At 64.3% G+C, this 22,637-nt stretch carries 20 protein-coding genes; 4 read left to right on the forward strand and 16 right to left on the reverse strand.

Annotated elements, in window-relative coordinates; all coding sequences use genetic code 11:
* Together AC1MCD_RS12970 and AC1MCD_RS12975 are read right to left on the reverse strand one after the other, a co-directional pair.
* A complete protein-coding gene (locus tag AC1MCD_RS12970) occupies positions 1 to 1,308 on the reverse strand; it encodes a CpaE/TadZ family protein (RefSeq protein ID WP_498672528.1) in 1,308 nt (435 codons plus the stop codon).
* Entirely contained in the window at positions 1,305 to 1,952 is a 648-nt protein-coding gene (locus AC1MCD_RS12975; RefSeq protein WP_498672531.1) for a hypothetical protein, read from the reverse strand. The genes AC1MCD_RS12970 and AC1MCD_RS12975 overlap by 4 nt, the downstream gene beginning before the upstream one ends.
* Positions 1,953 to 2,101: 149 nt before the next feature.
* On the opposite strand from AC1MCD_RS12975, the gene AC1MCD_RS12980 reads away from it, so the two are divergent.
* Complete coding sequence (locus AC1MCD_RS12980) at positions 2,102 to 2,317, forward strand: helix-turn-helix domain-containing protein (RefSeq protein ID WP_104062208.1); 216 nt, start codon at positions 2,102 to 2,104, stop codon at positions 2,315 to 2,317.
* A gap of 42 nt (positions 2,318 to 2,359) precedes the next feature.
* On the opposite strand, the gene AC1MCD_RS12985 is transcribed toward AC1MCD_RS12980, so the two are convergent.
* A complete protein-coding gene (locus AC1MCD_RS12985; protein ID WP_498672535.1) occupies positions 2,360 to 2,932 on the reverse strand; it encodes a hypothetical protein in 573 nt (190 codons plus the stop codon).
* A gap of 131 nt (positions 2,933 to 3,063) precedes the next feature.
* Between AC1MCD_RS12985 and AC1MCD_RS12990 the strand changes: the two genes are divergently transcribed.
* Together AC1MCD_RS12990 and AC1MCD_RS12995 are read left to right on the forward strand one after the other, a co-directional pair.
* A complete protein-coding gene (locus AC1MCD_RS12990; protein WP_498672538.1) occupies positions 3,064 to 3,879 on the forward strand; it encodes a LysM peptidoglycan-binding domain-containing protein in 816 nt (271 codons plus the stop codon).
* Between the two features lie 44 nt (positions 3,880 to 3,923).
* On the forward strand, positions 3,924 to 4,391 hold the full coding sequence (locus AC1MCD_RS12995; protein WP_498672541.1) for an Rv3235 family protein: 468 nt from the start codon (positions 3,924 to 3,926) through the stop codon (positions 4,389 to 4,391).
* Positions 4,392 to 4,463: 72 nt separating this feature from the next.
* On the opposite strand, the gene secA is transcribed toward AC1MCD_RS12995, so the two are convergent.
* The 7 genes from secA to mtrA all read right to left on the reverse strand — a co-directional run bounded on the left by secA (position 4,464) and on the right by mtrA (position 14,777).
* Positions 4,464 to 7,202, reverse strand: a complete 2,739-nt coding sequence (gene secA, locus AC1MCD_RS13000) for a preprotein translocase subunit SecA (protein WP_498672544.1) — start codon at positions 7,200 to 7,202, stop codon at positions 4,464 to 4,466.
* A gap of 42 nt (positions 7,203 to 7,244) precedes the next feature.
* Complete coding sequence (locus AC1MCD_RS13005; RefSeq protein ID WP_498672546.1) at positions 7,245 to 8,519, reverse strand: winged helix-turn-helix domain-containing protein; 1,275 nt, start codon at positions 8,517 to 8,519, stop codon at positions 7,245 to 7,247.
* Between the two features lie 32 nt (positions 8,520 to 8,551).
* On the reverse strand, positions 8,552 to 9,277 hold the full coding sequence (gene hpf / locus AC1MCD_RS13010; protein WP_498672548.1) for a ribosome hibernation-promoting factor, HPF/YfiA family: 726 nt from the start codon (positions 9,275 to 9,277) through the stop codon (positions 8,552 to 8,554).
* A 145-nt stretch (positions 9,278 to 9,422) separates the two neighbouring features.
* A complete protein-coding gene (locus AC1MCD_RS13015; protein WP_498672550.1) occupies positions 9,423 to 10,376 on the reverse strand; it encodes a ComF family protein in 954 nt (317 codons plus the stop codon).
* 63 nt (positions 10,377 to 10,439) lie between these two features.
* Positions 10,440 to 12,170 (reverse strand): LpqB family beta-propeller domain-containing protein, encoded by a 1,731-nt coding sequence (locus AC1MCD_RS13020; RefSeq protein WP_498672552.1) that lies wholly within the window; start codon positions 12,168 to 12,170, stop codon positions 10,440 to 10,442.
* Positions 12,167 to 14,131: an MtrAB system histidine kinase MtrB gene (gene mtrB / locus AC1MCD_RS13025; RefSeq protein WP_498672554.1), complete on the reverse strand. Its 1,965-nt coding sequence runs from the start codon at positions 14,129 to 14,131 to the stop codon at positions 12,167 to 12,169. Before mtrB ends, AC1MCD_RS13020 begins: the two co-directional genes overlap by 4 nt.
* A complete protein-coding gene (gene mtrA / locus AC1MCD_RS13030; RefSeq protein ID WP_498672555.1) occupies positions 14,103 to 14,777 on the reverse strand; it encodes an MtrAB system response regulator MtrA in 675 nt (224 codons plus the stop codon). Before mtrA ends, mtrB begins: the two co-directional genes overlap by 29 nt.
* Positions 14,778 to 14,921: 144 nt before the next feature.
* Between mtrA and AC1MCD_RS13035 the strand changes: the two genes are divergently transcribed.
* On the forward strand, positions 14,922 to 15,635 hold the full coding sequence (locus AC1MCD_RS13035) for a DUF4166 domain-containing protein (protein ID WP_498672556.1): 714 nt from the start codon (positions 14,922 to 14,924) through the stop codon (positions 15,633 to 15,635).
* 20 nt (positions 15,636 to 15,655) lie between these two features.
* On the opposite strand, the gene AC1MCD_RS13040 is transcribed toward AC1MCD_RS13035, so the two are convergent.
* The 6 genes from AC1MCD_RS13040 to AC1MCD_RS13065 all read right to left on the reverse strand — a co-directional run bounded on the left by AC1MCD_RS13040 (position 15,656) and on the right by AC1MCD_RS13065 (position 22,583).
* Complete coding sequence (locus AC1MCD_RS13040) at positions 15,656 to 16,666, reverse strand: uroporphyrinogen decarboxylase/cobalamine-independent methonine synthase family protein (protein ID WP_498672557.1); 1,011 nt, start codon at positions 16,664 to 16,666, stop codon at positions 15,656 to 15,658.
* On the reverse strand, positions 16,657 to 17,043 hold the full coding sequence (locus tag AC1MCD_RS13045; RefSeq protein ID WP_498672559.1) for a chorismate mutase: 387 nt from the start codon (positions 17,041 to 17,043) through the stop codon (positions 16,657 to 16,659). The genes AC1MCD_RS13040 and AC1MCD_RS13045 overlap by 10 nt, the downstream gene beginning before the upstream one ends.
* Before the next feature lie 9 nt (positions 17,044 to 17,052).
* Positions 17,053 to 18,759: an ABC transporter ATP-binding protein gene (locus tag AC1MCD_RS13050; protein WP_498672560.1), complete on the reverse strand. Its 1,707-nt coding sequence runs from the start codon at positions 18,757 to 18,759 to the stop codon at positions 17,053 to 17,055.
* On the reverse strand, positions 18,756 to 19,748 hold the full coding sequence (locus tag AC1MCD_RS13055; RefSeq protein ID WP_498672562.1) for an ABC transporter permease: 993 nt from the start codon (positions 19,746 to 19,748) through the stop codon (positions 18,756 to 18,758). The genes AC1MCD_RS13050 and AC1MCD_RS13055 overlap by 4 nt, the downstream gene beginning before the upstream one ends.
* Positions 19,748 to 20,830, reverse strand: a complete 1,083-nt coding sequence (locus AC1MCD_RS13060) for an ABC transporter permease (protein WP_498672564.1) — start codon at positions 20,828 to 20,830, stop codon at positions 19,748 to 19,750. Before AC1MCD_RS13060 ends, AC1MCD_RS13055 begins: the two co-directional genes overlap by 1 nt.
* A 112-nt stretch (positions 20,831 to 20,942) precedes the next feature.
* Positions 20,943 to 22,583 carry an ABC transporter substrate-binding protein gene (locus AC1MCD_RS13065; RefSeq protein ID WP_498672566.1) on the reverse strand — a complete coding sequence of 547 codons (1,641 nt, stop codon included), beginning with the start codon at positions 22,581 to 22,583 and terminating at the stop codon, positions 20,943 to 20,945.
* Positions 22,584 to 22,637: the final 54 nt, after the last annotated feature.

Genomic DNA, 22,637 nt, shown 5'->3' on the forward strand with positions numbered 1-22,637 from the left:
CTAACCCTTTAGCCGGCGCAGTGCGGTGGTAGAAAATCCAGAGGATCTGCCGGATCGCTGGACAGGTGCACAAACCAATTCTGCGATTGCCCGCCTGAGTTTGGACTCAGGGGCTGTTTCGAGCAATAACGACCCCGCCAGGAGAGCCGCGTCCGCCGCGGCGTTGTCCGCCGGCAGGAAGACATTCAGTGCCGACGACGGCCCATACCGCTCCCACGCGTCCCTCAACTGACGCTCAGGCGACCTGCCCACGGCCGCGGCCCGCACTTTGTTCAGCACTACCACGGGCGCCACCTGCGGAACTGCCAGTTCGAGCTCTGCCAGCCCGCGGACCAGCCGTGGAACACCCACCGGATCGGCGGCCCCGACGGCGAAAACCGTGTCCGCCAGTTCCAGGCTGCGAAGTGTTGCAGCGTTCCGGCGCGGGGCCATCGTGTCGAAGCTGAGTTCCTCGTCAGCCTCGAGGCAGAAGCCAGTGTCCACCACCACGACGTCGGCAATCTCCTTGGCGCGCTCCAGAACCAAGGACAGAGCTGCTGCCCGCAGTTCAGTCCACCTGTCCGCCCTGGTGATCCCGGTCAGGACGCGGAAGGTTCCGAGCTTGGTAGTTACCGGCGTGGCCACCTTCAGCAGTGCCTCGGCGTCCAGCAACCCTTGGTCCGCCAGCCGGCAGGCCTGCGCGAGGCCGGCGGCTTCATCCAACAGGCCCAGGACCGCAGCGATGCTGGCGCCGTAGCTGTCCGCGTCAACCAGCAGCACGGACTTCCCATCCGCGGCAAGCTCCCCCGCGATGTTGGCTGCAACGAAGGTACGCCCGGGTGAGCCCGCCGGTCCCCAGACGGCGATAATCCTCCCGGTCCCGGAGGCGGGCGGTACGTCAGCCACGTCGGCGGGGAGCTGGCGCAGCGCGGCACCCGTGTCGCCCAGGGCGCTTCCTGACGTGGCGCCCTGTGGGCTTCCGGTCAGCTGGGAAACAGCCTCCGCGATCCTGCCTGCCAAAGCGGCCGATTCGACTCCGGTCAGTGCGGACGCCACACCGATTCCCCGCAGCCTTGCTGCTTCCTCGGCGTTGTCCGTGAGGGCGATGATCGCCACGCCCACTGCCCCGAGCCGGTCAACCAAGGATGCGGTGAGGCCCTCGGAGCCGTCGGCCACCACGGCTGCCCTTGCCAGCCCGCTTTGGCAGGCAGCCAATAATTCCGTGAGTTCGGCGCAGCGGCGGACCACCGTGACGGGTCCGTGGAGCCGCTCCAGGCCGCCCACCACATCCTCCCGGGCCTGCCCCACGGTCACCACGGGGATGCTCATGACCTGCCACCGCCCGGGTTCCAGACGACTGAGATCTTGGCTTGGTTGGCCTGCGCTCCGAGCAGGGCGGGCATTTGGCTGTCAGCGACCAGCACCATCAGCACCGTGCTGCGGGAAGAGCCGAGGGTGGTGGACGCCGCAGTCACCTGGGCAATTTCCGCGCCGGGCAGCAGCAGCTTTGGCTCGCTGAAGCCGTTCCGGGCATCAGGCAGGGCCACCCAGACGTCCACGCGGGTACCGGCCACCGCCTGCGGAGGCAACGGCTCGCCAATGGTCACCGCCACGGGCTTGCGGTCCAGGGAATCCACTGTTGCAAGGCTTTCCTTAGGCACCAACTGGCTCTTCCCGATTCTCTGCACGGCAACCAGCCCCTCGGGAAGTCCCGCTTCCACGGTGACGTAGTGCTCTTCGGTATCCCCGAGGCGGACCTTGGCCCGGACTACGTTGTCCGTTGTCAGCTTTTCTCCAACGGCGATGGAGTCCCTGGCCGCATAGACCTCGGTGGTTTGGTCCGCACTGCCCACGAGCGAGATGACGCCCACCACGGATGCGAGCACCAGCAGCACACCCACCAGCAGCCGGGGATCCTTCCACGACGGAGGCTTTAGCCTGCCAGCACCTGTGGTTCCTGCATCGTGGCTCATGCTTTTTCCCCCTAGTTCCGAGCCAGGCGGCACCACGCCCGGACACCTCATTGTTGCGGCACGTGCCCCGGAACAAAAGTCATAAGACCAAACAGTGTCAAACTGTGGATAACAGCACCACGTGACGTCTTAAGTGGCAAACTGATTGCATGCCTAGATTCCTCACCCTCGCCGATGTTGCGGAGCAGCTCCAGATCAACTCACCGGCGGCCTATGCACTGGTTCGCAGCGGTGAACTCAAAGCCATCCAGGTGGGTGGCCGAGGCCAGTGGCGCGTGGAGGAGAAAATGCTGGAGCAGTACATCGAGGAGCGTTACGCCGAGGCCAGCCGCATGATCCAGGAAGCAAAAGCCAAGCAAGGCTAAGCCAGGTCCCTAGCCCCCTCCGAGGGCCTGCGTCGGGCCCTGCTACATCTCTCCAGCCTGCCACGAACGGACCGCGCCCACCGATTCAAAGGGAATGGTGGCAACCCGCCGGACCTGTGATGCGCGCCGGACCTCCCCCGCACCGACCAGTGCCAGGTCCAAGAAATCGGCGCCCACCCGGTCGATCACTCCGGTCAGACCGCTGTCGCCGGCCTGGCTGTGCCGCAGGATGACCGCAAGCCCCGCCCGGTCCCGCGCCAGGCCACGCAAGGCGTGCGCCAGCCCGATCCGCCGCCGCACCTGCGAAGGCTCCCCCAGGGAAATGCGCCCCAGGCCGTCATAGTGCGCCACTGCACCATAGGGAATCAGGACCTGATGGCGCACCTCATCCAGGACCAGGGCGTCTGCCCCTGCATGACTGAGGATTCCCTCGAACGTCCGGCCGCCAAGAAGGTGAACAGCCAACCGGCTACCCAGGCCACCCCGCAGCCTATCGGTGAGGACAACGGAGGCGGCATCGACCCTGGCACGTTCCGAGATCTCGGCTTCGACTGCCAGCTTCGCGTCCTCGGAAAACTGTGCCTCCATGTCACCGAACAGTGCATCCCATCGCATGGGCCCAAGCGTAGGGGGCGGCTTTACCGGGGGTCAATTCACTCCGTTCCCTAGACAAACCCGACAGAAACGAGTCAAACTGAGCGTAGATACATCAAACAGCATTAAACAACATCAAATAGGAAGTCGTCATGACTGTTCACTCAGCACGAATTCTTCGCGCAGACGCCGGGATGGCCGTATCCATCATTCTGCTGGGGTCCTTCTTATGCGTCACCGGAATGGGCCTGGTGGACCGGTGGTACGTGTCCGCAGCCCGGCGGCAAGCACCCGGCGTCGATGACCTGCTGGGGGCGGTCGCAGTGGCCGCAGGGCTGGCCATCGTCGCATGGTGGATTTTCGCCGCGCTGGTGGCCCTGGCAGTTGCAGTTCTTGCCCGCTGCGGCAGACAGCGGGCCGCTGACCGGGCAGGCCGGTTTAGCCCGGCTTTTATGCGGCGGCTCGCCGTGGCAGCGTTGTCCGCCCAGCTGCTCGCCTCTCCCATGGCCCAGGCGGCTGTACCGCCCGCCGGGCCGGCCTGGGCCCCGACCCAGGAAGCGGCGCTCCACGCCCAATGGGCCCCCACCGGCAAGGCACAGCCGGCCCCGGAGAACCACGGCGTGCCCTCGGAGCTGCAGTCCACCCCGGTGGCTCCGGAACCCCACGTTCCATTGTCGGCGGCAGTCCGGCCCGACTGGCGGCCCAGTCCACCGGTCACCGATCCCGGACTGTTGGCGGCCCAACCCGTCCGCGCCGCCCAGGGCTCACCGCAAGCCGGGCTTGAGGTCACGGTGCTGGCGGGGGACACCTTGTGGGATATTGCTTCGCAGCAGTTGGGACCGACTGCCTCGGATGTCGATGTCGCCTTGCACTGGCCCCGTTGGTACGAGGCCAACAAAGCCCAGATCGGCGAAAACCCGCACGTCCTGCTGCCCGGGCAGATCCTGAGAGCACCCTCCACCGCATAACCGATACTCCGACATTCATCAGCCCACAAACCAAGGGGAATCACATGAACGCAGTTACGCCCATCCGACCTGCAAGGGCCAACGGGGCCCCAGCGGCAGCAGTCCGCCAGGTCCACCTTCAACCGGGCCACGCACCGGGCCAGCAGCTGCGGGCAGCGGACAACGATGCCGAGGTCCTTGCCATTGCACGCGGTACCGTGCAGGCCGCCATGGAGGTCCTTGCCGGGATCCGGCCCATCCACCAGCTCGCCCGGCGACTGGATCCGCGCTGCCTCGCCGTGCTCCAGCACCGCGCCACCCTGATCCGGCGGGAACTGGCCCGCTCCACGTCACCTACCCTGGCCCGGCTGCACAAGAATTCCGTGGTCCGGTCAGTCCGCGCGTGCGAGGTCGCACCAGGCATCTACGAGGCAAGTGCAGTGGTGGTTGACGACGTCCGCGCCCGCGCTGTCGCGATCCGCCTGGAACGGGAGAAGCAGGTCTGGCGTGTGACCGAACTCGTGGTCGGCTGAGGTGAGTGCGGGCAAAAACAGGAAGTGCCCGGAGCTAATGCTCCGGGCACTTCCCCTGTCGTCACGCCGCGGTCAGCGGCGCTTCTTCTTTGTCTGCCGCTTAGCAGCATCCTGCGATGCTGCCTTGGCGGGGTTGCCGGACCGTGAAGAAGCACGCCCTTCAACGCGGGTCTGCGTGGCACCGTCCTCGCCGGGGGCGGTGTACTGCAGCTGCGCAGGCTTCTCCGGCGCTTCCAGGCCGGCGGCGTGGATCTGCGGTTCGACGTGCTCCGTGTGGCCACCGGCGGCGTCGGACACCACAACGTCCTGCGCCGGGGTGACCTCAACTTCGAGGTTGTACAGGAAGCCGACGCTCTCTTCGCGGATGGCCTCCATCATGGCCTGGAACATGGTGAAACCCTCACGCTGGTATTCCACCAACGGGTCGCGCTGGGCCATGGCCCGCAGGCCGATGCCTTCCTTAAGGTAATCCATCTCGTAGAGATGTTCCTGCCATTTGCGGCCGATCACAGAAAGCACCACCCGGCGTTCCAGCTCACGCATGCTCTCGGAGCCGATGGTCTCTTCCCGTGCCTGGTAGACCAGGCGGGCGTCGGAGAGCAGCTCCTCCTTGAGGAATTCAACGGTGAGCCGGGACTTGCCGCCGGCTTCCTCGAGGATCTCCTCCGGGGTGACGCTGACGGGGTACAGCGTCTTCAGGTTGGTCCACAGCTGGGTGAAGTCCCAATCGTCGCCGTTGCCTTCAGCGGTGGCCGCGTCAATGAGCGCGGTGATGGTGTCCTCAATGAAGAACTGGACCTTCTCGTGGAGATCGTCGCCTTCCAGGATCCGGCGCCGATCACCGTAGATTGCTTCGCGCTGGCGGTTCAGGACGTCGTCGTACTTCAGCACGTTCTTGCGCTGCTCGGCGTTACGGCCCTCCACCTGGCCCTGCGCCGACGCGATGGCGCGGGAGACAAGTTTGGATTCCAACGCGACGTCGTCCGGGACGGAGCTGTTCATCAGGCGCTCGGCGGCACCTGAGTTGAAGAGCCGCATCAGGTCATCGGTCAGCGACAGGTAGAAACGTGACTCGCCGGGATCGCCCTGGCGGCCGGAGCGGCCGCGAAGCTGGTTGTCGATGCGCCGGGACTCGTGCCGTTCCGTCCCCAGGACGTAAAGGCCGCCGGTGTTCAGCACTTCCTCATGCTCGTCCTTGACGGCCTGCTTGGCCGCTTCCAGGGCGGCAGGCCATGCGGCCTCATACTCGTCGGAGTTTTCCTCTGGATCCAGCCCGCGCTTGGCCAGTTCGGCCACGGCCGTGAACTCGGCGTTGCCGCCCAGCATGATGTCAGTGCCGCGGCCTGCCATGTTGGTGGCCACCGTGACAGCACCCTTGCGCCCCGCCTGCGCCACGATGGCGGCTTCACGGGCGTGGTTCTTGGCGTTCAGGACCTCGTGCCGCATGCCTTCCTTGGCGAGCAGCCGGGACAGGTATTCGCTCTTCTCAACGCTGGTGGTGCCCACGAGGACCGGCTGCCCGTTTTCATGGCGTTCGGCGATGTCCTGCACCACGGCGTCGAACTTGACGGTCTCGTTCTTGTAGACGAGGTCCGACTGGTCGATGCGCTGCATGTCCCGGTTGGTGGGGATGGCCACAACGCCCAGCTTGTAGGTGCTCATGAACTCGGCGGCCTCAGTCTCGGCCGTGCCGGTCATACCGGAGAGCTTGGCATACATGCGGAAGTAGTTCTGGAGGGTCACCGTGGCCAAGGTCTGGTTTTCGGCCTTGATCTCAACGGCTTCCTTCGCCTCAATGGCCTGGTGCATGCCCTCGTTGTAGCGGCGGCCGGCGAGAATACGTCCGGTGTGCTCGTCAACGATGAGCACTTCGCCGTCGAGGATGACGTAGTCCTTGTCGCGCTTGAAAAGTTCCTTGGCCTTGATGGCGTTGTTCAGGAAGCCGATCAGCGGGGTGTTCGCGGACTCGTAGAGGTTCTGAATGCCGAGGTAGTCCTCCACTTTTTCGATGCCGCTCTCCAGGACACCGACCGTGCGTTTCTTCTCATCAGCCTCGTAATCTTCGCCCGCTTTCAGGCGCTGGACCACCTTGGCGAATTCGCTGTACCAGCGGTTGGTGTCGCCCTGGGCGGGGCCGGAAATGATCAGCGGGGTACGCGCCTCGTCGATGAGGATGGAGTCAACCTCATCCACGATGGCGAAGTTGTGGCCGCGCTGCACCAGCTCCGACTTGTCCCACGCCATGTTGTCGCGCAGGTAGTCGAAGCCGAATTCGTTGTTGGTGCCGTACGTGATGTCCGCGGCGTACATCTGCCGGCGCACAGCGGGATCCTGGTTGGAGAGGATGCAGCCGCTGGTCAGGCCGAGGAATCGGTAGACCCTGCCCATCAGGTCCGACTGGTATTCGGCAAGGTAGTCGTTCACGGTAATCACGTGGACGCCATTGCCCGTGAGGGCGTTGAGGTAAGCCGGAGCGGTGGCCACGAGGGTCTTTCCTTCACCGGTCTTCATTTCGGCAATGTTGCCCAGGTGGAGGGCAGCGCCACCCATCAACTGGACGTCGAAGTGGCGCATGCCCAAGGTGCGCGACGACGCCTCACGCACGGCAGCGAAGGCCTCGGGCAACAGATCGTCCAACTGCTCGCCGTCCTGGTGGCGGGCGCGGAGGCGGTCGGTCTCCTCGCGGAGTTCCGCGTCCGTGAAGGTTTGGAACGATTCTTCGAGAGCATTGATGGAGTCGGCATAGTTCCGAAGTTGCCGCAGGGTTTTTTTGTCACCCGTACGGAGAAGTTTTTCGATAAGTGATGCCACGTGAAGATACTCCCAGTCTTATGCTGCCGAATTCTGGCGTTTTTAGTCTACGGGAGAGACACAGGCCACGCGGCCGGTGTTCCCTGAGAGCGGATCGCCCCTGACACCGTGGCGGAATGCCGCCGCAAGGGGCTCGGCCAGGTCCCCCACCGGGCTGACCACGATGTCCCCCAATCCGAGCCACTCGGCCATGAGCTCCAGTTCTTCGGAAAGTTCGACGGCGGTCCCCGGCGGCGCGTCCTGCTCCCCGTGCGCAGATCTGACCAGGAGCTTGCCGGCCGCACGGTCTGCCTTCAGGTCCACGCGCGCCACGATCCTGTCCCCCAGGAGGAACGGCAGGACGTAGTAACCGTAACGCCGTAAGCGCTCGGGCGTGTAAATTTCGATCCGGTAGTGAAAGCCAAATAACTCCTCAAGCCTGCGCCGCTCGAATACCAGCGAATCGAAAGGACTCAACAACGCCCGTCCGGCAGCCCGCCGCGGCAGCCTGGCATCCGTGTGCAGGTAGACCTTACGGCCCCACCCCGTGACGGTGACAGGCTCCAGCCTTCCGGTACTGACGAGATGTTCGACGGCGGCGGCCGCAGCTTTGACCGGTGTGCGGAAGTAGTCTGCGAAGCAGCGCACAGTGCCAAGACCGTGCGCCTGCGCGGCTGCGTCGATGAGGCGGCGCATGGCGTCTACGGGGTCCCGCTGACTCTCCGCTAACGCCAGCCGGTCCGGCAGAACCCGCTCGGTGAGTGCATACCTTCGCTCGAACTGCTCGCTTCTGGATGCCGCCGAGATCAGGCCGTCCTCGAAGAGGTGCTCGAGAACCCGTTTGACGGCATTCCAGTTCCATCCCCAGTTCTCGGTCCGGCGGTCCTCGACATGCCCGATTTTCGCCGTCAGTTCCGCTGCCGTCAGGGGCTTTCCGGCGGCCAGGACATCAAGGATTTTTCCGGTCACCCCTTCGCGCAGCGCGGGGTCCAGCGCTCCGGCGCCCACCCATGAGCGTTTCTGCCACAGGACGAGGTCCGGGAAGAGTTCCGGCCGGATGAAGCTGGCCTCGTGCGCCCAATACTCCATCATGCGCCGGGGGTGCGTCCCGGACATCCGCTGCAGGATGGTGCGGTCGTAATTTCCCAGTCTCGAAAAGAAGGGAAGCAAGTGACTTCGGGACAGCACATTGACGGAGTCGATCTGGACCAGCTGGAGCCGGGCAAAGGTACGGCCCACCGCCCGTGAGGTCACGGGGCCGGCAGGCCGTCCTTTGTCGAGTCCTTGTGCTGCCAGTGCTATCCGCCGGGCCTGGTCAAGGCTCAGCGTTGCTGGCACATCAGTCCCTTCATTGACGGGTGGGAACCACCCTAGACTTTCGCAGCCTGATCGTCGGAACGGTAAGCAAGAATCTTCTCTTCGACCACGGTGTCCCCAGGTTCGCATTCGTGGTCGAGGGTGATGACCCCGTACGTCCAGCCGCGTCGGCGGTAGACGACAGAGGGGGTGTTGGTGGCTTTGTCGACAAACAGGTAGAAATCGTGGCCCACGAGCTCCATGTTGTCCACGGCGTCGTCGAGGCTCAGGGAGGCAGCGGGGAAAACCTTGCGCCGGATCAGCACCGGGGAATCCCCTGCAGGAATGTCGTTTTCGAGGTCATAAGGCGATGATTCGGCAGGTGCTGCCTGCGGTTCGTTTCGATGGCTTGCCTCGACATAAAGCGGTTCACTGGTGCTGGCGGGCTCCAATGAAGCAGTTGCTTCGCGTACTGCCTTGGGGGTGTGGCGGCCGTGGTGGACCTTCTTGCGGTCCTTGGCCCGGCGGAGGCGCTCAAGCAGTTTGGTGTAGGCGAGATCAAATGCCGCGAATTTGTCTGCGGCGCTGGCTTCCGCGCGGATCACGGGTCCTCGGCCCAGAACAGTTACCTCAACGGTGAGTTGGTCGCCGGTCTGGCGTGCGTTCGTCTCTTTGGACACCTTCGCATCCACCCGCTGGACCTTGTCGCCCAGTGACTCGATCTTCGAGATCTTCTCACCGGCGTATTCGCGGAATCGGTCTGAGACCGTCAGATTTCGTCCGCTGATCATAAACTCCATGGTGCCCTCCAAATGACTTCGGTGACACGACGACGGCACTTGCCAGAGGCCGATCTGATTGACAGTCGAGCCCCTTTCCGAGCCGCCATCGAAAGGTACAACTTGTTCTTGGTACCCACCAACGACGTTAGTTCATCGCCACCGCTTATTCATCCTTTATTCGTTTATTTTTTCCTAAGACGGGCGGCATTCCGCCGTCCGCCGGGGCTCCAGCTCCGCTCCCGGCTGAATCAGGCGGGCGTGTCGCCGCGAGGACCACGGCACCGGCAACAACGGCTCCGCTGAGGTGCAGAGCGCGGGCCGCTTCGGCAAGCGTGGCGCCTGTGGTGAGGACGTCATCCACGATGATGCACCGGCGTCCCGCGACCTGCGTCCGCTTGTGTCCCGGGACCTTCATGGACCCCCTTACCCTGGCGGCCCTGGCTCCCCGTCCAAGGCCCTTCTGGCCGCCGGGAAGCTGCTGCAAGGCCGCTCGCCGCGATTTCCTGAGTACGTCCACTATCTGCGGTGCGGCGCGGGTGCGGCTCTGGTGCTGGAGGTGCAGCCACGCGGACAGCAGCAGGTGGATAGGACTGAATCCCCGCTTGATGAATGCGCCGGCGCTGCTGGGTACCGGAACCAGGCAGACATCGTCGAGCCCGGCAGCTGCTGCGGCAATGCCGTGACCCAGGCCCTTGGCAAAGACTGCCTTGAGCTGGTGCTGTCCGTGGCGCTTGAACGACAAAAGGGCTTGGGCCAACTCCTCGCGATACACCCCGGCCGCGACTACGGGGAGGATGATGCCGCCGTCGACGTTCATCAGCGCCGGCGCCTGCTGCTCGGCCCTGAACGGGTGCCTGGTTAGGAGCCGCACCTGCCGTTCACAGGCCACGCACAGTGCCAGGTCCTCTGCACCGCAGCAGACACAGTCCACCGGAACCGCAAGCGCCAGAAGCTCGGCCGCGGCGCCGGCAACGTGGTCCGCGGCCCGCAACCACGTACGGGGCTGCCCGCCGCGGTGCCTGGCAGACGGCAGGGGCGGCCTGAGGTCCGGATCCGGAGCAGCCACCGCCTTGGCAGGACTGCCCGCCGGACGCCGCTGCGACTGTTCATTTCGCACACCTCCATGCTCGCCCGGTCGCCGCGGCTAAGGTACCTGACATGCGCCGTATGTGGAGAACTGCTATCCCGGGAAGGACGGATCGATGGGACCCTTGAGCTGGGGCGACCAGCCGTTCCCCAGCCGCTGGAAAATACCCTCGGCAGACTGTCCGTAGACTTCCTCGGGACCGTTGCCTGCGCTGAGCCACACCAGGCCGGGCCAGGGAGCCAACTGCTGGGGTTGCCCGGAAGTGAGGGACAACAGTTCCGGGGTGACGTTGGCGCTGGCGGACCCCTTCATCACGGCAACGGTTGTGTCGCTGACCCAAACCCCCTGCTCCGGGTTGCTTTCCGTCACGAGGGTGATGGGGGTGGTCAATTCCCGGGGCGTTCCGTCAGCATTGCGGATGATTCCCGTTACCTGGACCTTGGTCTGGCCGTTCTGTTCCGAAATCACCAGGGCACGGACGCCCTCCCGGGAGATCCTGAAATCCTTGACGGTCCTGCCGGCCAGCCACGCCGGCGTCATCGTGACAGTGGGAACGGTGGCTCCCTCAGGCACTCCGGCCGGCCGGTAGGCAACCACCTCAGTGCCGCCGGTAGCGCCGGGGCCGGCGGTCCATACCCAGTCATGAAGGCTGAATGAAGGATGTGTGAGGGTGCTCCGGGTGCTCAGGGCGCGCGCCGGCTGGCCCGGCACCAGGCTGTAAAGCGTCGTCCGGCTTTCATTGAGGAAGGCGACCGTCTGGGACACCGGCGACTCTGCAGGGTAGCGGGGGCCAAGCGAGGACACAGGCTGCATGTCCGGAAGCGGGGACACCCTGTTGTTCTCGTAACGCACCAGTTCGTTGCCGCTGATGGCAATCTCCCGCGCGGGCACGTTCTTGTCCCGCACAGGGGGCAGCACGGAGCCGTTGTCTTCCACCCGCACCAGGTCTTGGTTGGCACGCAACTCAACGTTGACGACGTCGGGCTGGCTGCGGAAGGTAAGCGCCAGCTGAGTCTGCATCCGGAGCCGGTCCTCCGTGGACGCCTCGGTGAGCTCCTTGGCGGAGAGGTCCACCTGGGCTGCCCCGGACACCACCGGGACGGACTCGCGCGCCAGCTTCATACCTGACGGGAACGCGCTCACCACGGCTCCGCGCAGATACGGTGCGGGACCTGCCAGCAGGGCGCTGGTCATGGCCTTGACCGTCTTGTTCTTGATGAACCAACGGACGTCCGGAACTGCATAAGTAAAGCTGGGGTCATAGAAGTAGATGGGGTAGGCGCCGTAGATGACCTTGAACGTCTCCTCAGGGATCGCCGTCCCGTTGGGGATGGCCGAAATCCGCCACTCACCGTCCACTTGGGTGAGCGTCACCGGAATGTTCTCGATGGTTCCTTCCGGAGACTGTGTGGCAATGCCGTCGACGTCCACGGTGTAGGCCACGTCCAGCTGGTAGTTGTAAACGTTATCGACGCCGGTCTCCACCACGGTTGCTGAACGGTAAACGAGGGCCCGCTGATCGGGTTTCCAGGACACGGATGCGGCCTGGGTCAGGTACTCACGGGCAACCGCGTAGTCCCCCTCGTACCCGGTGCCTGCACGGTAGAAATAATCGATGATGTTCTCCGGAGTTGCCCCGGCCTGAGGCGCGGCCGGCAGGAACACCGGGGCATTCACGTTGCCCGCACTGCCTTCCTCGCTCTTTCCCACCGGTCCCGAGATGGGGATACGGGCACACGAGGCGAGGAGGAACAACACCACCAGGAGAATCAAGGCTCTGAGCAGCCCGCGCTTTGCCGGACCGGTGACGCTTGTTCGTGTCATGACTGGTCCTTCGTCGAGGTGGTCCCGGCCGCTGCGCTGGCGGCGCCGGGCGCCGTACTGCCGACCGTACCGCCGGCTCCCGCGACACTGTCGTCGGGCCCGGAAGCGGACCCAGCTTCGGGTCCGGATACAATTCCAGGTCCAGCCACCAGGATGTTTTTATCGTTGTGCCCGCCCGGCAGGATGATGTCGCCCGGCTCAAGCTGGACCGGCGAACGGTCGATCTCCTCGCCCTGGCGCAAGGGGACAGTCAGCCGGAAATTGGACCCGCTGCCCTTGTTCCCCCACGCCTGCAGCCAGCCGTTGTGGAGTTTGGTGTCCTCCATGGCGATGGACAGGCCCAGCCCGCTGCCTCCGGTGGTCCGGGCGCGGGCAGGATCCGCCCGCCAGAACCGGTCAAACACGCGGGCCGCTTCAGCTGGCGTCATGCCGATCCCCTGGTCCCGGACAGCAACTCCCACTGCCGTCTGGTTGGCCGCGACGGTAACCGTGACCGGCCTGCCCTCCCCGTGCTCCACCGCATTCAGGATGAGGTTCCGCAGGATCCTGTCGATTCGCCTGGCGTCCATCTCCGCAACGATGCCGCCGGCGGGTGCGTGCAGGATGATTTCCGAGCCGTATTCCGCTGCCACGGGAGTTGCTCCCTCAATGACATGGGCGATGACCTGCACGATGTCCTCGGGCTCGGCGTCGAGCATGGCCACGCCGGCGTCGAAACGGGAAATCTCGAGGAGGTCCGCCAGCAGGGACTGGAACCGCTCCACCTGGTTGTAGAGAAGTTCCGCTGAGCGCTTGTTGATGGGGTCGAAGTCGTGGCGGGCATCGTAAAGCACCTCGGCGGCCATACGTACGGTGGTCAGCGGGGTCCGGAGTTCGTGTGAAACATCGGAGACAAACCGCTGCTGCATCTGGGACAGCGTGGCCAGCTGCGTGATCTGTTCCTGGAGGCTGGCTGCCATGTGGTTGAACGATGCACCGAGGCGGGCCACTTCGTCCTCACCTTTGACCACCATGCGCTCCTGTAGCTGCCCGGCCGCGAGCTTCTCGGACACCAGGGCCGCGTGGCTGACCGGGCTGACCACGTTACGGGTGACGTACCAGGCGATGGCCCCGATCATCAGCACCAGCACGGCTCCGCCGGCCAGGAGGACGCCCTGGATTTCGTCAAGCGTCTGCTGGGCGGTGTTGAGGTCGTAAATCAGGTACAGCTCGTACACGGTCCCGTTAAAGGTCACCAGGTTGCCCACGGCGATGCCCGGCCTGTCCTCGGTACCCACGGGAATCACGGTGGATGCCCAGTACTGGTCCTTGCCGGAATCCTGGACGGCCTTCCGCAGGTCGGGCGGGATGACGCTGACGGTCAGCTGGTCTGATGCCCGCGACTCCACCCATCGGTTCCTGGGTTTGGTCTGCTCGGGCTTGGCTTCGAAGACGTAGCGGCGCTGGATGACGGAACCGCGGCCCTCCACGGCGTTCAGGGTGTCGTACACCAGGGTGATGACGCTGGATTGGTCCGTGACCTGGGCGCCGTCGAACGTCTCCTGCACCTGCTTGACGTTGTAGCGGGTCTCGGATTCAGCTTGCGTCAGCCGCTCCTGGAACAGGTTGTTGGCGATCTGATTGGAGAGGTACGCACCCACGACGCCGAAGGACGTCACGGCCAGCATAAGGGTGGTGAGGACTGTCCGGAACTGCAGGGACCGGCGCCAGCGCTGATGCAGGGAACGTCCCAGATAGCGCACAGCCGGGAAGAAACTACTCAGCCCGACACGGACCAGCCGCGCCACCCGGACTCCAACGATGATGCCACGGCGCCGCCAGATCCGCGCACGGAAAGGCAACGCCGCCAGCTCTGCGGCCAACGCGTCAGTGTGTTCGGGCCCTTTGGCCGCGGCCGGGTCCGGGTCGTGGGCGCCTTCTGGTCCCGAGGACTCAGGAACCTGCTTTGTAGCCGACACCACGAACCGTCAATACAACTTCCGGGGCTTCCGGGTCCCGCTCAATCTTGGACCGGAGCCGCTGTACGTGGACGTTGACCAGCCGGGTGTCTGCCGCGTGACGGTAGCCCCAGACCTGTTCCAGCAGCAGCTCGCGGGTGAACACCTGCCATGGCTTCCGCGCCAGCGCCACCAAGAGGTCGAACTCCAGGGGCGTCAGCGAAATGCGTTCGTCGGCCCGCTTGACCGTGTGGCCTGCAACGTCAATGGTGACGTCAGCGATCCGCAGCGTTTCGGGCGCCTTCTGATCGCCGGGTCGCAGGCGTGCCCGGACGCGGGCAACCAACTCAGCGGGCTTAAACGGTTTGGGCACATAGTCGTCGGCCCCGGACTCAAGCCCGCGGACGACGTCGGACGTGTCTGATTTGGCGGTGAGCATCACGATGGGTACATCCGACTCGGAACGGATCTGCCGGCAGACCTCAATGCCGTCCACGCCGGGAAGCATGAGGTCAAGCAGCACGAGGTCCGGCTTCGATGAACGGAAAACGTCAAGGGCCTGACTGCCATCGGCGCAGAAGACGGGATCAAAGCCGTCGTTGCGCAGAACAATTCCAATCATTTCGGCCAGCGCTTCGTCATCATCTACTACCAGAATGCGTGCCTTCATAGTTATATATTCCCTTATTGAACTGGGTTTGTCCTGTTCAACGCCCTTCCGGCATGGCGAAGCCGGCGGGAGTGCGTTGCGTCCCGGCCGGTACATTGGGAATCAACCGCGGCGCCGCCGGCGGCACCGTCCAGGAGGTCATTGATGAACGTCCCTATTTACCAGCAGGCCTTGGGCAACGAGTTCACCCGACTGCAACCGGAACTGCAGGAGTACTTTTCGCTCCTGCCGGGCTCCGGACACTATGGCGTTGGCGAAGGCGTTTTCGACGTCGCCGGCTGCCGCCAGGCGTGGTTGCGGCCGCTGCTGAAGCTGACGTCAGGGGAAGAAGCGTTCTTCCCGGAATTTGGGGCAAGCATCCCGTTCCGGATCGAAAACCACGCGCACCTCGATCCGTTCGGACGCCCCAGCCTCACCGCGCGGCGCGAGATCCGCTTCCCGAGCCGCAGCAGAATCTTCCAGGACACCACCAGCCTGGTGGAATCCGACGGCGGTCCGCGGCTGGTGGACTATTTAGGCAGGTTCCGGCGCATGGTCACCGACCTGAAACTCAGCGTCACAGAGGAGGGCAGGCTGCGCGGGGTGTCAGAGGACTCCCGGCTGTTCCTTGGCCATCTTCGCCTGCCGCTGCCCGCAGCCTTGGATGCCAAGGCCTACGCCGAGCAGTGGTGGGAGGAGGACGCCGACGGCAACGGACGGCACCGGATCCAGGTCAAGGTCCTCCAGCCGCAGATCGGGGAGGTGCTGGTCTACGCAGGCCACATGCAGTACCGGCTGCGCCCGTACGTTGGCGGCAGCTCGGCGCAGAACTTCCTGCCCCGCTACGCCCAGCCGGAGCGTTGGGAAGACCGCATGTAGCTCCCAATCCCAGCGCTGGGTTACCCGTGCGCCCGCTGGTTCAGTCCGTCGGCCATTTGGGTCAGCCTGCCCAGCACGGCAGTTGCGGCCGACGGCGTGAGGCCCGCCAGTCCCCCGGCCGGCGTAACCCGGACACCGCCCAGGGACGACGCCGGCAGTCCCAGCTGGTGCCACGGCCGCCACACCGATTCGACGGCGTCCGCCACTTTCGGCAAAGTGCGGGCGTTGGGGTCCAGTGCACCGGCCCAGACCCGTTTGCCCGCCTCCACGGCGGCGGCCAACTGCTCCCACTGCCTCGATGTCAGTGCCTTCAACGGAAGGGCCACGCCGTCCGCACCCGCCGTTACGATCCTTTCGATCGGGGCCTCCACCTCGGGCGCTGCGACAACGATTTCGACGGCGCCGGCGGCCCTGAGCGCCTCAATGACCAACTGCCAGGACTCGGTGACCTCCTGCCCGCCCACTGCGCGCAACGTGCGGTAACCGCTCGACGTCGGAATGGTGCCGGCCAACACGGCGGCAATATCAGGTTCGTCGAGCTGGACCACCAGCTTCGCGCCCGGCACCGCGCTGGCGACCCGGGACAGGTAGCTGCCCACGCCGGCTGCCAGGGAGGCTGCGATGTCCCGGCGGGCGCCGTAGTCGATCAGGGCGCGTTCGCCGTTGTGCAGATGCAGTCCGGCGGCCAGGCTGAGCGGGCCCAGCAGCTGGACTTTAAGTTCGCCGGTGGGAGTATCCTCCCCGCCTGCCACGTCCGCCAGGACATTGATGTCCGTGGACAGCGCCGACGCGGCCCGACGGAAATCCTTGCCGGGCCGGTCCACGAGCCGCCAACCATACGGCTGCACGTCCACAGCCAGCTCCACCAGGAGTGAAGCCGTGCGGCCCAAGGCATCCGAACCGACACCGCGGTCCGGAAGTTCGGCCAGGAACGGAAGGTGCGGGCTGCCGAGTTCGCCGCGGATGATCCGCGCGGCCTCCACCGGGTCTTCCCCCGGCCAGGGCCCCAGCGCGGTAGCTGTTACTTCCACTCTGCAGCGGCCTGGTGATCCTCGGCGATGGCTTCGTGATGGCGGATGACCTCACCGATGATGAAATTCAGGAACTTTTCGGCGAACGCGGGGTCAAGGTGGGCATCCTCAGCCAGCCGCCGCAGCCGGGCGATCTGGGCGCTTTCGCGGCCCGGATCGCCGGCCGGGAGCCGGTGCGCCGCTTTGAGGAAGCCCACCTTCTGGGTCGCTTTGAACCGCTCAGCCAGGAGATAGACCAGAGTGGCATCGATGTTGTCGATGCTGGACCGGATTGACAGCAGTTCCGCCATCACCGAGTTGTCTACCTGGCCGGCCAGCGAACTTGCGGTGGCGTCGTAGGTTTCGGCATCGGGAACATCCTGGTTTTGCTGCGTCATGGTCCAAGTCTATGTGGCCAGCAGCGCCCGGTGTGCCGCCCGCCGCCGTGCCTGCTCGTCCGGATCCGGGACCGGCAGGGACGCGATCAGACGCTTGGTGTAGTCGTGCTGCGGGGCCCCCATCACCTGGCTGCCGATCCCCTGTTCCACCAGCTTGCCCTTGTACAGCACGCCCACCCACTGCGAGAGGATGTCCACCACGGCGAGGTCATGGCTGATGAACAGTGCCGCAAACCCGAACTCCGCCTGGATCTCCTTGAAGAGTTCAAGCACCTTCGCCTGCACCGAAACGTCCAGTGCCGACGTCGGCTCGTCAGCGATCAGCAGCCTGGGGTTCAGGATGAGGGCACGCGCCAGCGAAGCCCGTTGGCGCTGGCCACCAGAGAGCTCATGCGGGTAGCGGTCAGCGTACGACGCCGGCAGCTGCACTGATTCGAGCAGCTCACCCACGCGTTTGCGCGCCTGAGCCGGGCTGGGATTGGTGTGGATGAGCATGGGCTCCGCCACGCAGTCCCCGATGGTCAGCTGCGGGTTAAAGGACGCGGCCGGATCCTGGAAGACAAAGCCAATGTCCTTCCGGAGCGGTTTGAACGTGCGTTCCTTGAAGTTCAGCATTTCATAGCCGAGCACCTTCAGGCTGCCGCCAGTGGTCCGGTTCAGACCGGCGATGGCGCGGCCGATGGTGGTCTTCCCTGAGCCGGATTCCCCCACCAGCCCAAACACCTCCCCTTCGGAGACGGTGAAGCTGACGCCGTCCACGGCCTTGAAGGCCGGTGTCCCCAACCGGCCGGGGTACTCGATGGTCAGGTTGGCAGCGTCCACCAGCACCGGCGAGTTTTTGTGGGCGCGTTCCGTCAAGCCTTCCGACGCCGAATTCCGGCCCAGGTGTGGCACCGCGGCCAGCAGCTTCCTGGTGTAGTCCTGCTTCGGTTCCGCGAACAGCACGCGCACAGGCGCCTCCTCCACGACGTCACCCTGGTACATCACCACCACCCGGTCCGCGAGGTCCGCCACAACCCCCATGTTGTGGGTGATCAGCACGATCGAGGTGCCGTACTTGTCCCGCAGGTCGCGCAAGAGCTCCAGGATCTCCGCCTGAACGGTGACGTCCAGGGCGGTGGTGGGCTCATCCGCCACGATGAGGCCCGGGTTGAGCGCCAGGGCCGCCGCGATCACGACGCGCTGCTTTTGACCACCGGAGAACTGATGCGGATAGTAGTTGACGCGATGCTCCGGGTCGGGGATCCCCACTTTGCGCAGCGCCTCGATGGCCCGGGCTTTAGCTTCTTTGGCCGTGACGCGCTTGCCGCCGGCGGCGTGGGCACGGATGCCCTCGGCGATCTGCCAGCCGACGGTGAAAACCGGGTTCAGCGCGGTGGACGGTTCCTGGAACACCATGGCCACATCGCGGCCGCGGATCTGCCTCAGCTTCGAGGCGCTCACAGTGATCACATTGTTCCCATTGATCAGGACCGCGCCGCCGCTGGTTGCGGTCTCCGGCAGCAGTCCCAGAATGGTTTTCGCTGTCACCGTCTTTCCCGAGCCGGATTCACCCACGATGGCCAGGACTTCGCCGGGACGGACGTCCAGGCTCACATCCTTAACCGCGTAAACGTCTCCGCCGTCGGTGGCGAACGTGACTTTGAGGTGGTCGATTTCCAGGACATGTCCCGTGGGCTGCCCGGCGCTGGTTTCGATGATCTCCGGACCGCTCATGCGGACACCTCCGTCTGGTTCTTCACTTCTGTGCCTTTGCGCTTGGAACCTGCGCGTCTGCGTCCACGCAGGCGCGGATCGTTCAGGTCATTCATGCTCTCCCCCACCAGGGTCAGGCCCAGGACTGTGAGGACGATCGCCGCACCAGGAAAGACGCCCGTCCACCAAATACCTGACGAGGCATCAGACATCGCTTTGTTGAGGTCGAAGCCCCACTCGGCAGCGGAACTCGGTTCGATACCGAACCCGAGGAAGCCCAGACCGGCCAGCGTGAGGATGGCCTCCGAGGCGTTCAGCGTGAAGATCAGGGGAAGCGTGCGGGTGGCGTTGGCAAAGATGTGCCTGCCGATGATCCGTGCGCTTGAGGCACCCACCACCTGGGCGGATTCCACAAACGGTTCGGCCTTGAGCCGGATGGTCTCAGCCCTGATCACTCGGAAATACTGCGGTACAAACACGGCGGTGATGGCAAACCCACAGGCGAGGATTCCGCCCCAGAAGCCGGACTGTCCCTTGTTGATAGCGATTGAGACCACGATGGCCAGGAGGAGGGTCGGGAACGCGTAGATCGCGTCAGCGACCACAACCAGGATCCGGTCCAGCCAGCCGCCAAAGTAGCCGCTGACCAGGCCCAGGAAGACCCCCACGAAGATGGCCATGAGGACGGCAACCACGATCACCGTGGCCGCTGTCTGCGATCCCCAGATCACCCGCGACAGGACGTCATAGCCACCCACGGTGGTACCCCAGGGATGCTTGCCACCCGGTGCAGCCTGCGCAGGAAACGTCCCGGCGTCGTCGGAAATCTGCGAGTAGCCGTACGGTGCGAGCAGCGGCGCAAAAATGGCCGCCAGCAAGAACACGGCGCACAAGACGACGCCGATCAGCAGCATGGTGCGCTGCAGGCCAACGCTGCGCCGGATGTGGGACGAGACGGGCAGCCTGTCCAGCAAGGACTTTTTGGCTGGCGTGAATGCTTCGGTGCTCATCAGTACCTCACCCGCGGATCGATCAGGGCGGCCAGGATATCCACCACGAAGTTAGTGGCCGCCACAATGACGGCCAGCAGCATCACGATGCCCTGGACGGCCACAAAGTCGCGTGCCGTCAGGTACTGGGCCAGCTGGTAGCCGAGGCCCTTCCACTCGAAAGTGGTCTCCGTCAGCACTGCACCGCCAAGCAGCAGCGCGATCTGGAGGCCCATGACGGTGATGATGGGGATCAGTGCAGGCTTATAGGCGTGCTTGGTCACCAGCCGGTATTCGCTCACTCCGCGGGACCGGCCGGCCTCGACGTAATCCTTGCCGAGGGTACCAATCACGTTCGTGCGGACCAGGCGAAGGAAGACACCGGCTGTCAGAAGCCCCAGCGCGACGGCGGGCAGGACCGCATGGTGGACGATGTCGCCGAAGGCTGCCAGATCGTTGCTCCGCAGGGCGTCCAGCCAGTAGATTCCGGTGGGCGCCGATAACCGGCTCATGGCCAGTTCCGTTGTGGTGGAAGCGCGGCCGGCGACGGGAAACCAGCCCAGGCCCACGGAAAAAGTGAGCTTCAGGAGCAGGCCAGCAAAGAAGACGGGCGTGGCGTAGCAGAGGATGGCGAAGAACCGCAGCAAGGCGTCGGGAACCTTGTCCCGCTTGTGTGCCGCGAACATGCCCAGCGGAATACCCACCAGCAGTGCCACAACAAGTGAGTTGATGGCCAGTTCAAGGGTGGCGGCACCAAATTTGGCGAGCATCTCAATAACGGGCCTGCCGTCAGAAATGGTGCGGCCGAAGTTTCCAGTGGCGATCTGGCCAAGATACTCGAGGTACTGAATGAAGAGCGGCCTGTCGTAGCCGGCCTGGTGCACCAGCGCATCAATTTGTTCTTGCGGAAGTCGGCCGCCCTGGGCAGCCGTGATGGGATCGCCGGTGATCCGCATGAGGAAGAACACCAGTGTGACGAGAATGAAGATCGTGGGAAAGATCAACAGGAAGCGGACCAGGATGTACTTCCCCAGGCCACCTCCCGCGGATTTGGATTTGGGGGCCGCAACCGTGGGCGGCGGCGCATCAATCAAGGTGGTCATGCTGTCCCTGCTTGGTTTGAAACTGAAAAATGTGGACCCAAAACGCAGGAGGCGGGGCCGTCGAGCCCCACCTCCTGACGCTGGTTATTTGGTGCTACGAGAACCCTGCCTGCTATTTGGAAACCTGGCCGAGCCGGAACTTGAACGATGCGTCCAGCGTGGAATCCACGCCCTTCACACCCTTCCCTGACACAGCTACCTGGGCACCCTGCAGCAACGGCAACGTGGAGATGTCCTTGGCCAGCTGATTCTGGACTTCCTGGATGGTCTTCTCGCGCTCCGACTTGTCCGCCGTGACCAACTGCTTGGCGATCAGCGACTCGACGTCCGTGTTGGAGTAGTGGTTGTTGATGTAGCCGCCCTTGGGGAAGAAGGGCGTCAGGTAATTGTCCGGATCACTAAAGTCGGGGAACCAGCCCAGCTGGTAAACCGGGTAGCTGTCCTTCTTCGAGGCCGCGTTGTAGGTGACCCACTCAGTGGATTGCAGATCCACCGTGAACAGCCCGCTCTTCTCCAACTGGTCCTTGACCATGCCGTATTCGTCGCCGGAGGACTTGCCGTAGTGGTCAGGGTTGTACTGAAGCTTGATGGTCACCGGGCCGGTGATGCCGGCATCCGACATGACCTTCTTGGCCTTGTCAAGGCTGGGCTTGCCGGAGCCGTCGCCGTAGGCCTGCTTGAAGGACTCATTGGCGCCCAGGAAACCCGACGGGACGTTGGACCACATCGGCAGGTAGGTGCCCTTGTACACCTGGTCTGAAATGGCCTGACGGTCTACGAGGTTGGCCACCGCCTGGCGGACCGCCAGCGCCTTCTTGGGATCCGCTTCCGCGGTCTTCGCTCCGAAGGGCATGGTGTCGAAGTTGAAAACGACATAGCGCATCTCGCCGCCGGGGCCGATATTGACAGTGACGTTGGAGTCTTTCTTGAGGTCGTCGATGTCCGTGGCGCTCAGGCTGCGGTTGGCAACATCGATCTGGCCGCCCTTGACTTCCAGCTTCATGTTCGTCTGGTCGGTGTAGTACTTGATGGTGGCCCCGGCGTTGGCAGGCTTGCCCAGGACGCCTTTGTAATCCGGCCATGCCTTCAGGCTGACAAGCGTGTTCTTGCTGTAGGAGTCGATGACGTACTGGCCGTAGAAAGCGTTCGCCTTAACGATCTCCTCGTCGCTGAGGAGCTTGTCTGCCGGGAAGACTTCGTCGTCAACGATCGGAGCGGCGGGGCTTTGCAGGATCTGGGCGAACGTCTGATCGTTGGCTTGCTTAAGCGTGAACACCACGGTGGTGGCGTCGGGCGTCGCAATTGACTCGATGTTGGTTAGCAACGATGCCGGCCCATTGGGGTCATTGATCTTCGACTGGCGGTCAAAGGAGAACTTGACGTCCTTGGAATCCAGGTCGTGCCCGTTGGCCCATTTGAGTCCGCTCTTGAGCTTGACGGTGAACTCGGTGGGCTTCGTGAACGACGACGATTCCGCCAGGTCCGGCACCGGCTCAGCGCCGCCGGGCTTCGAATTCAACAAGAAGGAGTAAACCTGGTTCATCACCATGAACGAACCGTTGTCGTAGGAACCTGCCGGGTCCAGGGCGGTGACCTTATCGGTGGTGCCGTACGTAATGGTGCTTCCCGAGGAATCCCCTGGTGTGGCGCTGTTTCCGCCGCCGCCGGAGGGGCCCGTGCAGGCAGTCAAGGCGAAGGCGGAAACGCCTGCGAGCGCGATTGCGCTGCGCAAGGCTTTAGTGCTCTTGGTCATCTGTGAACTTTCTGTTCGATGAGTACGCGTTTGCCGCCCGCCTAGGGGTGTTTA

The sequence above is a fragment of the Arthrobacter sp. BF1 genome, assembly GCF_056680215.1.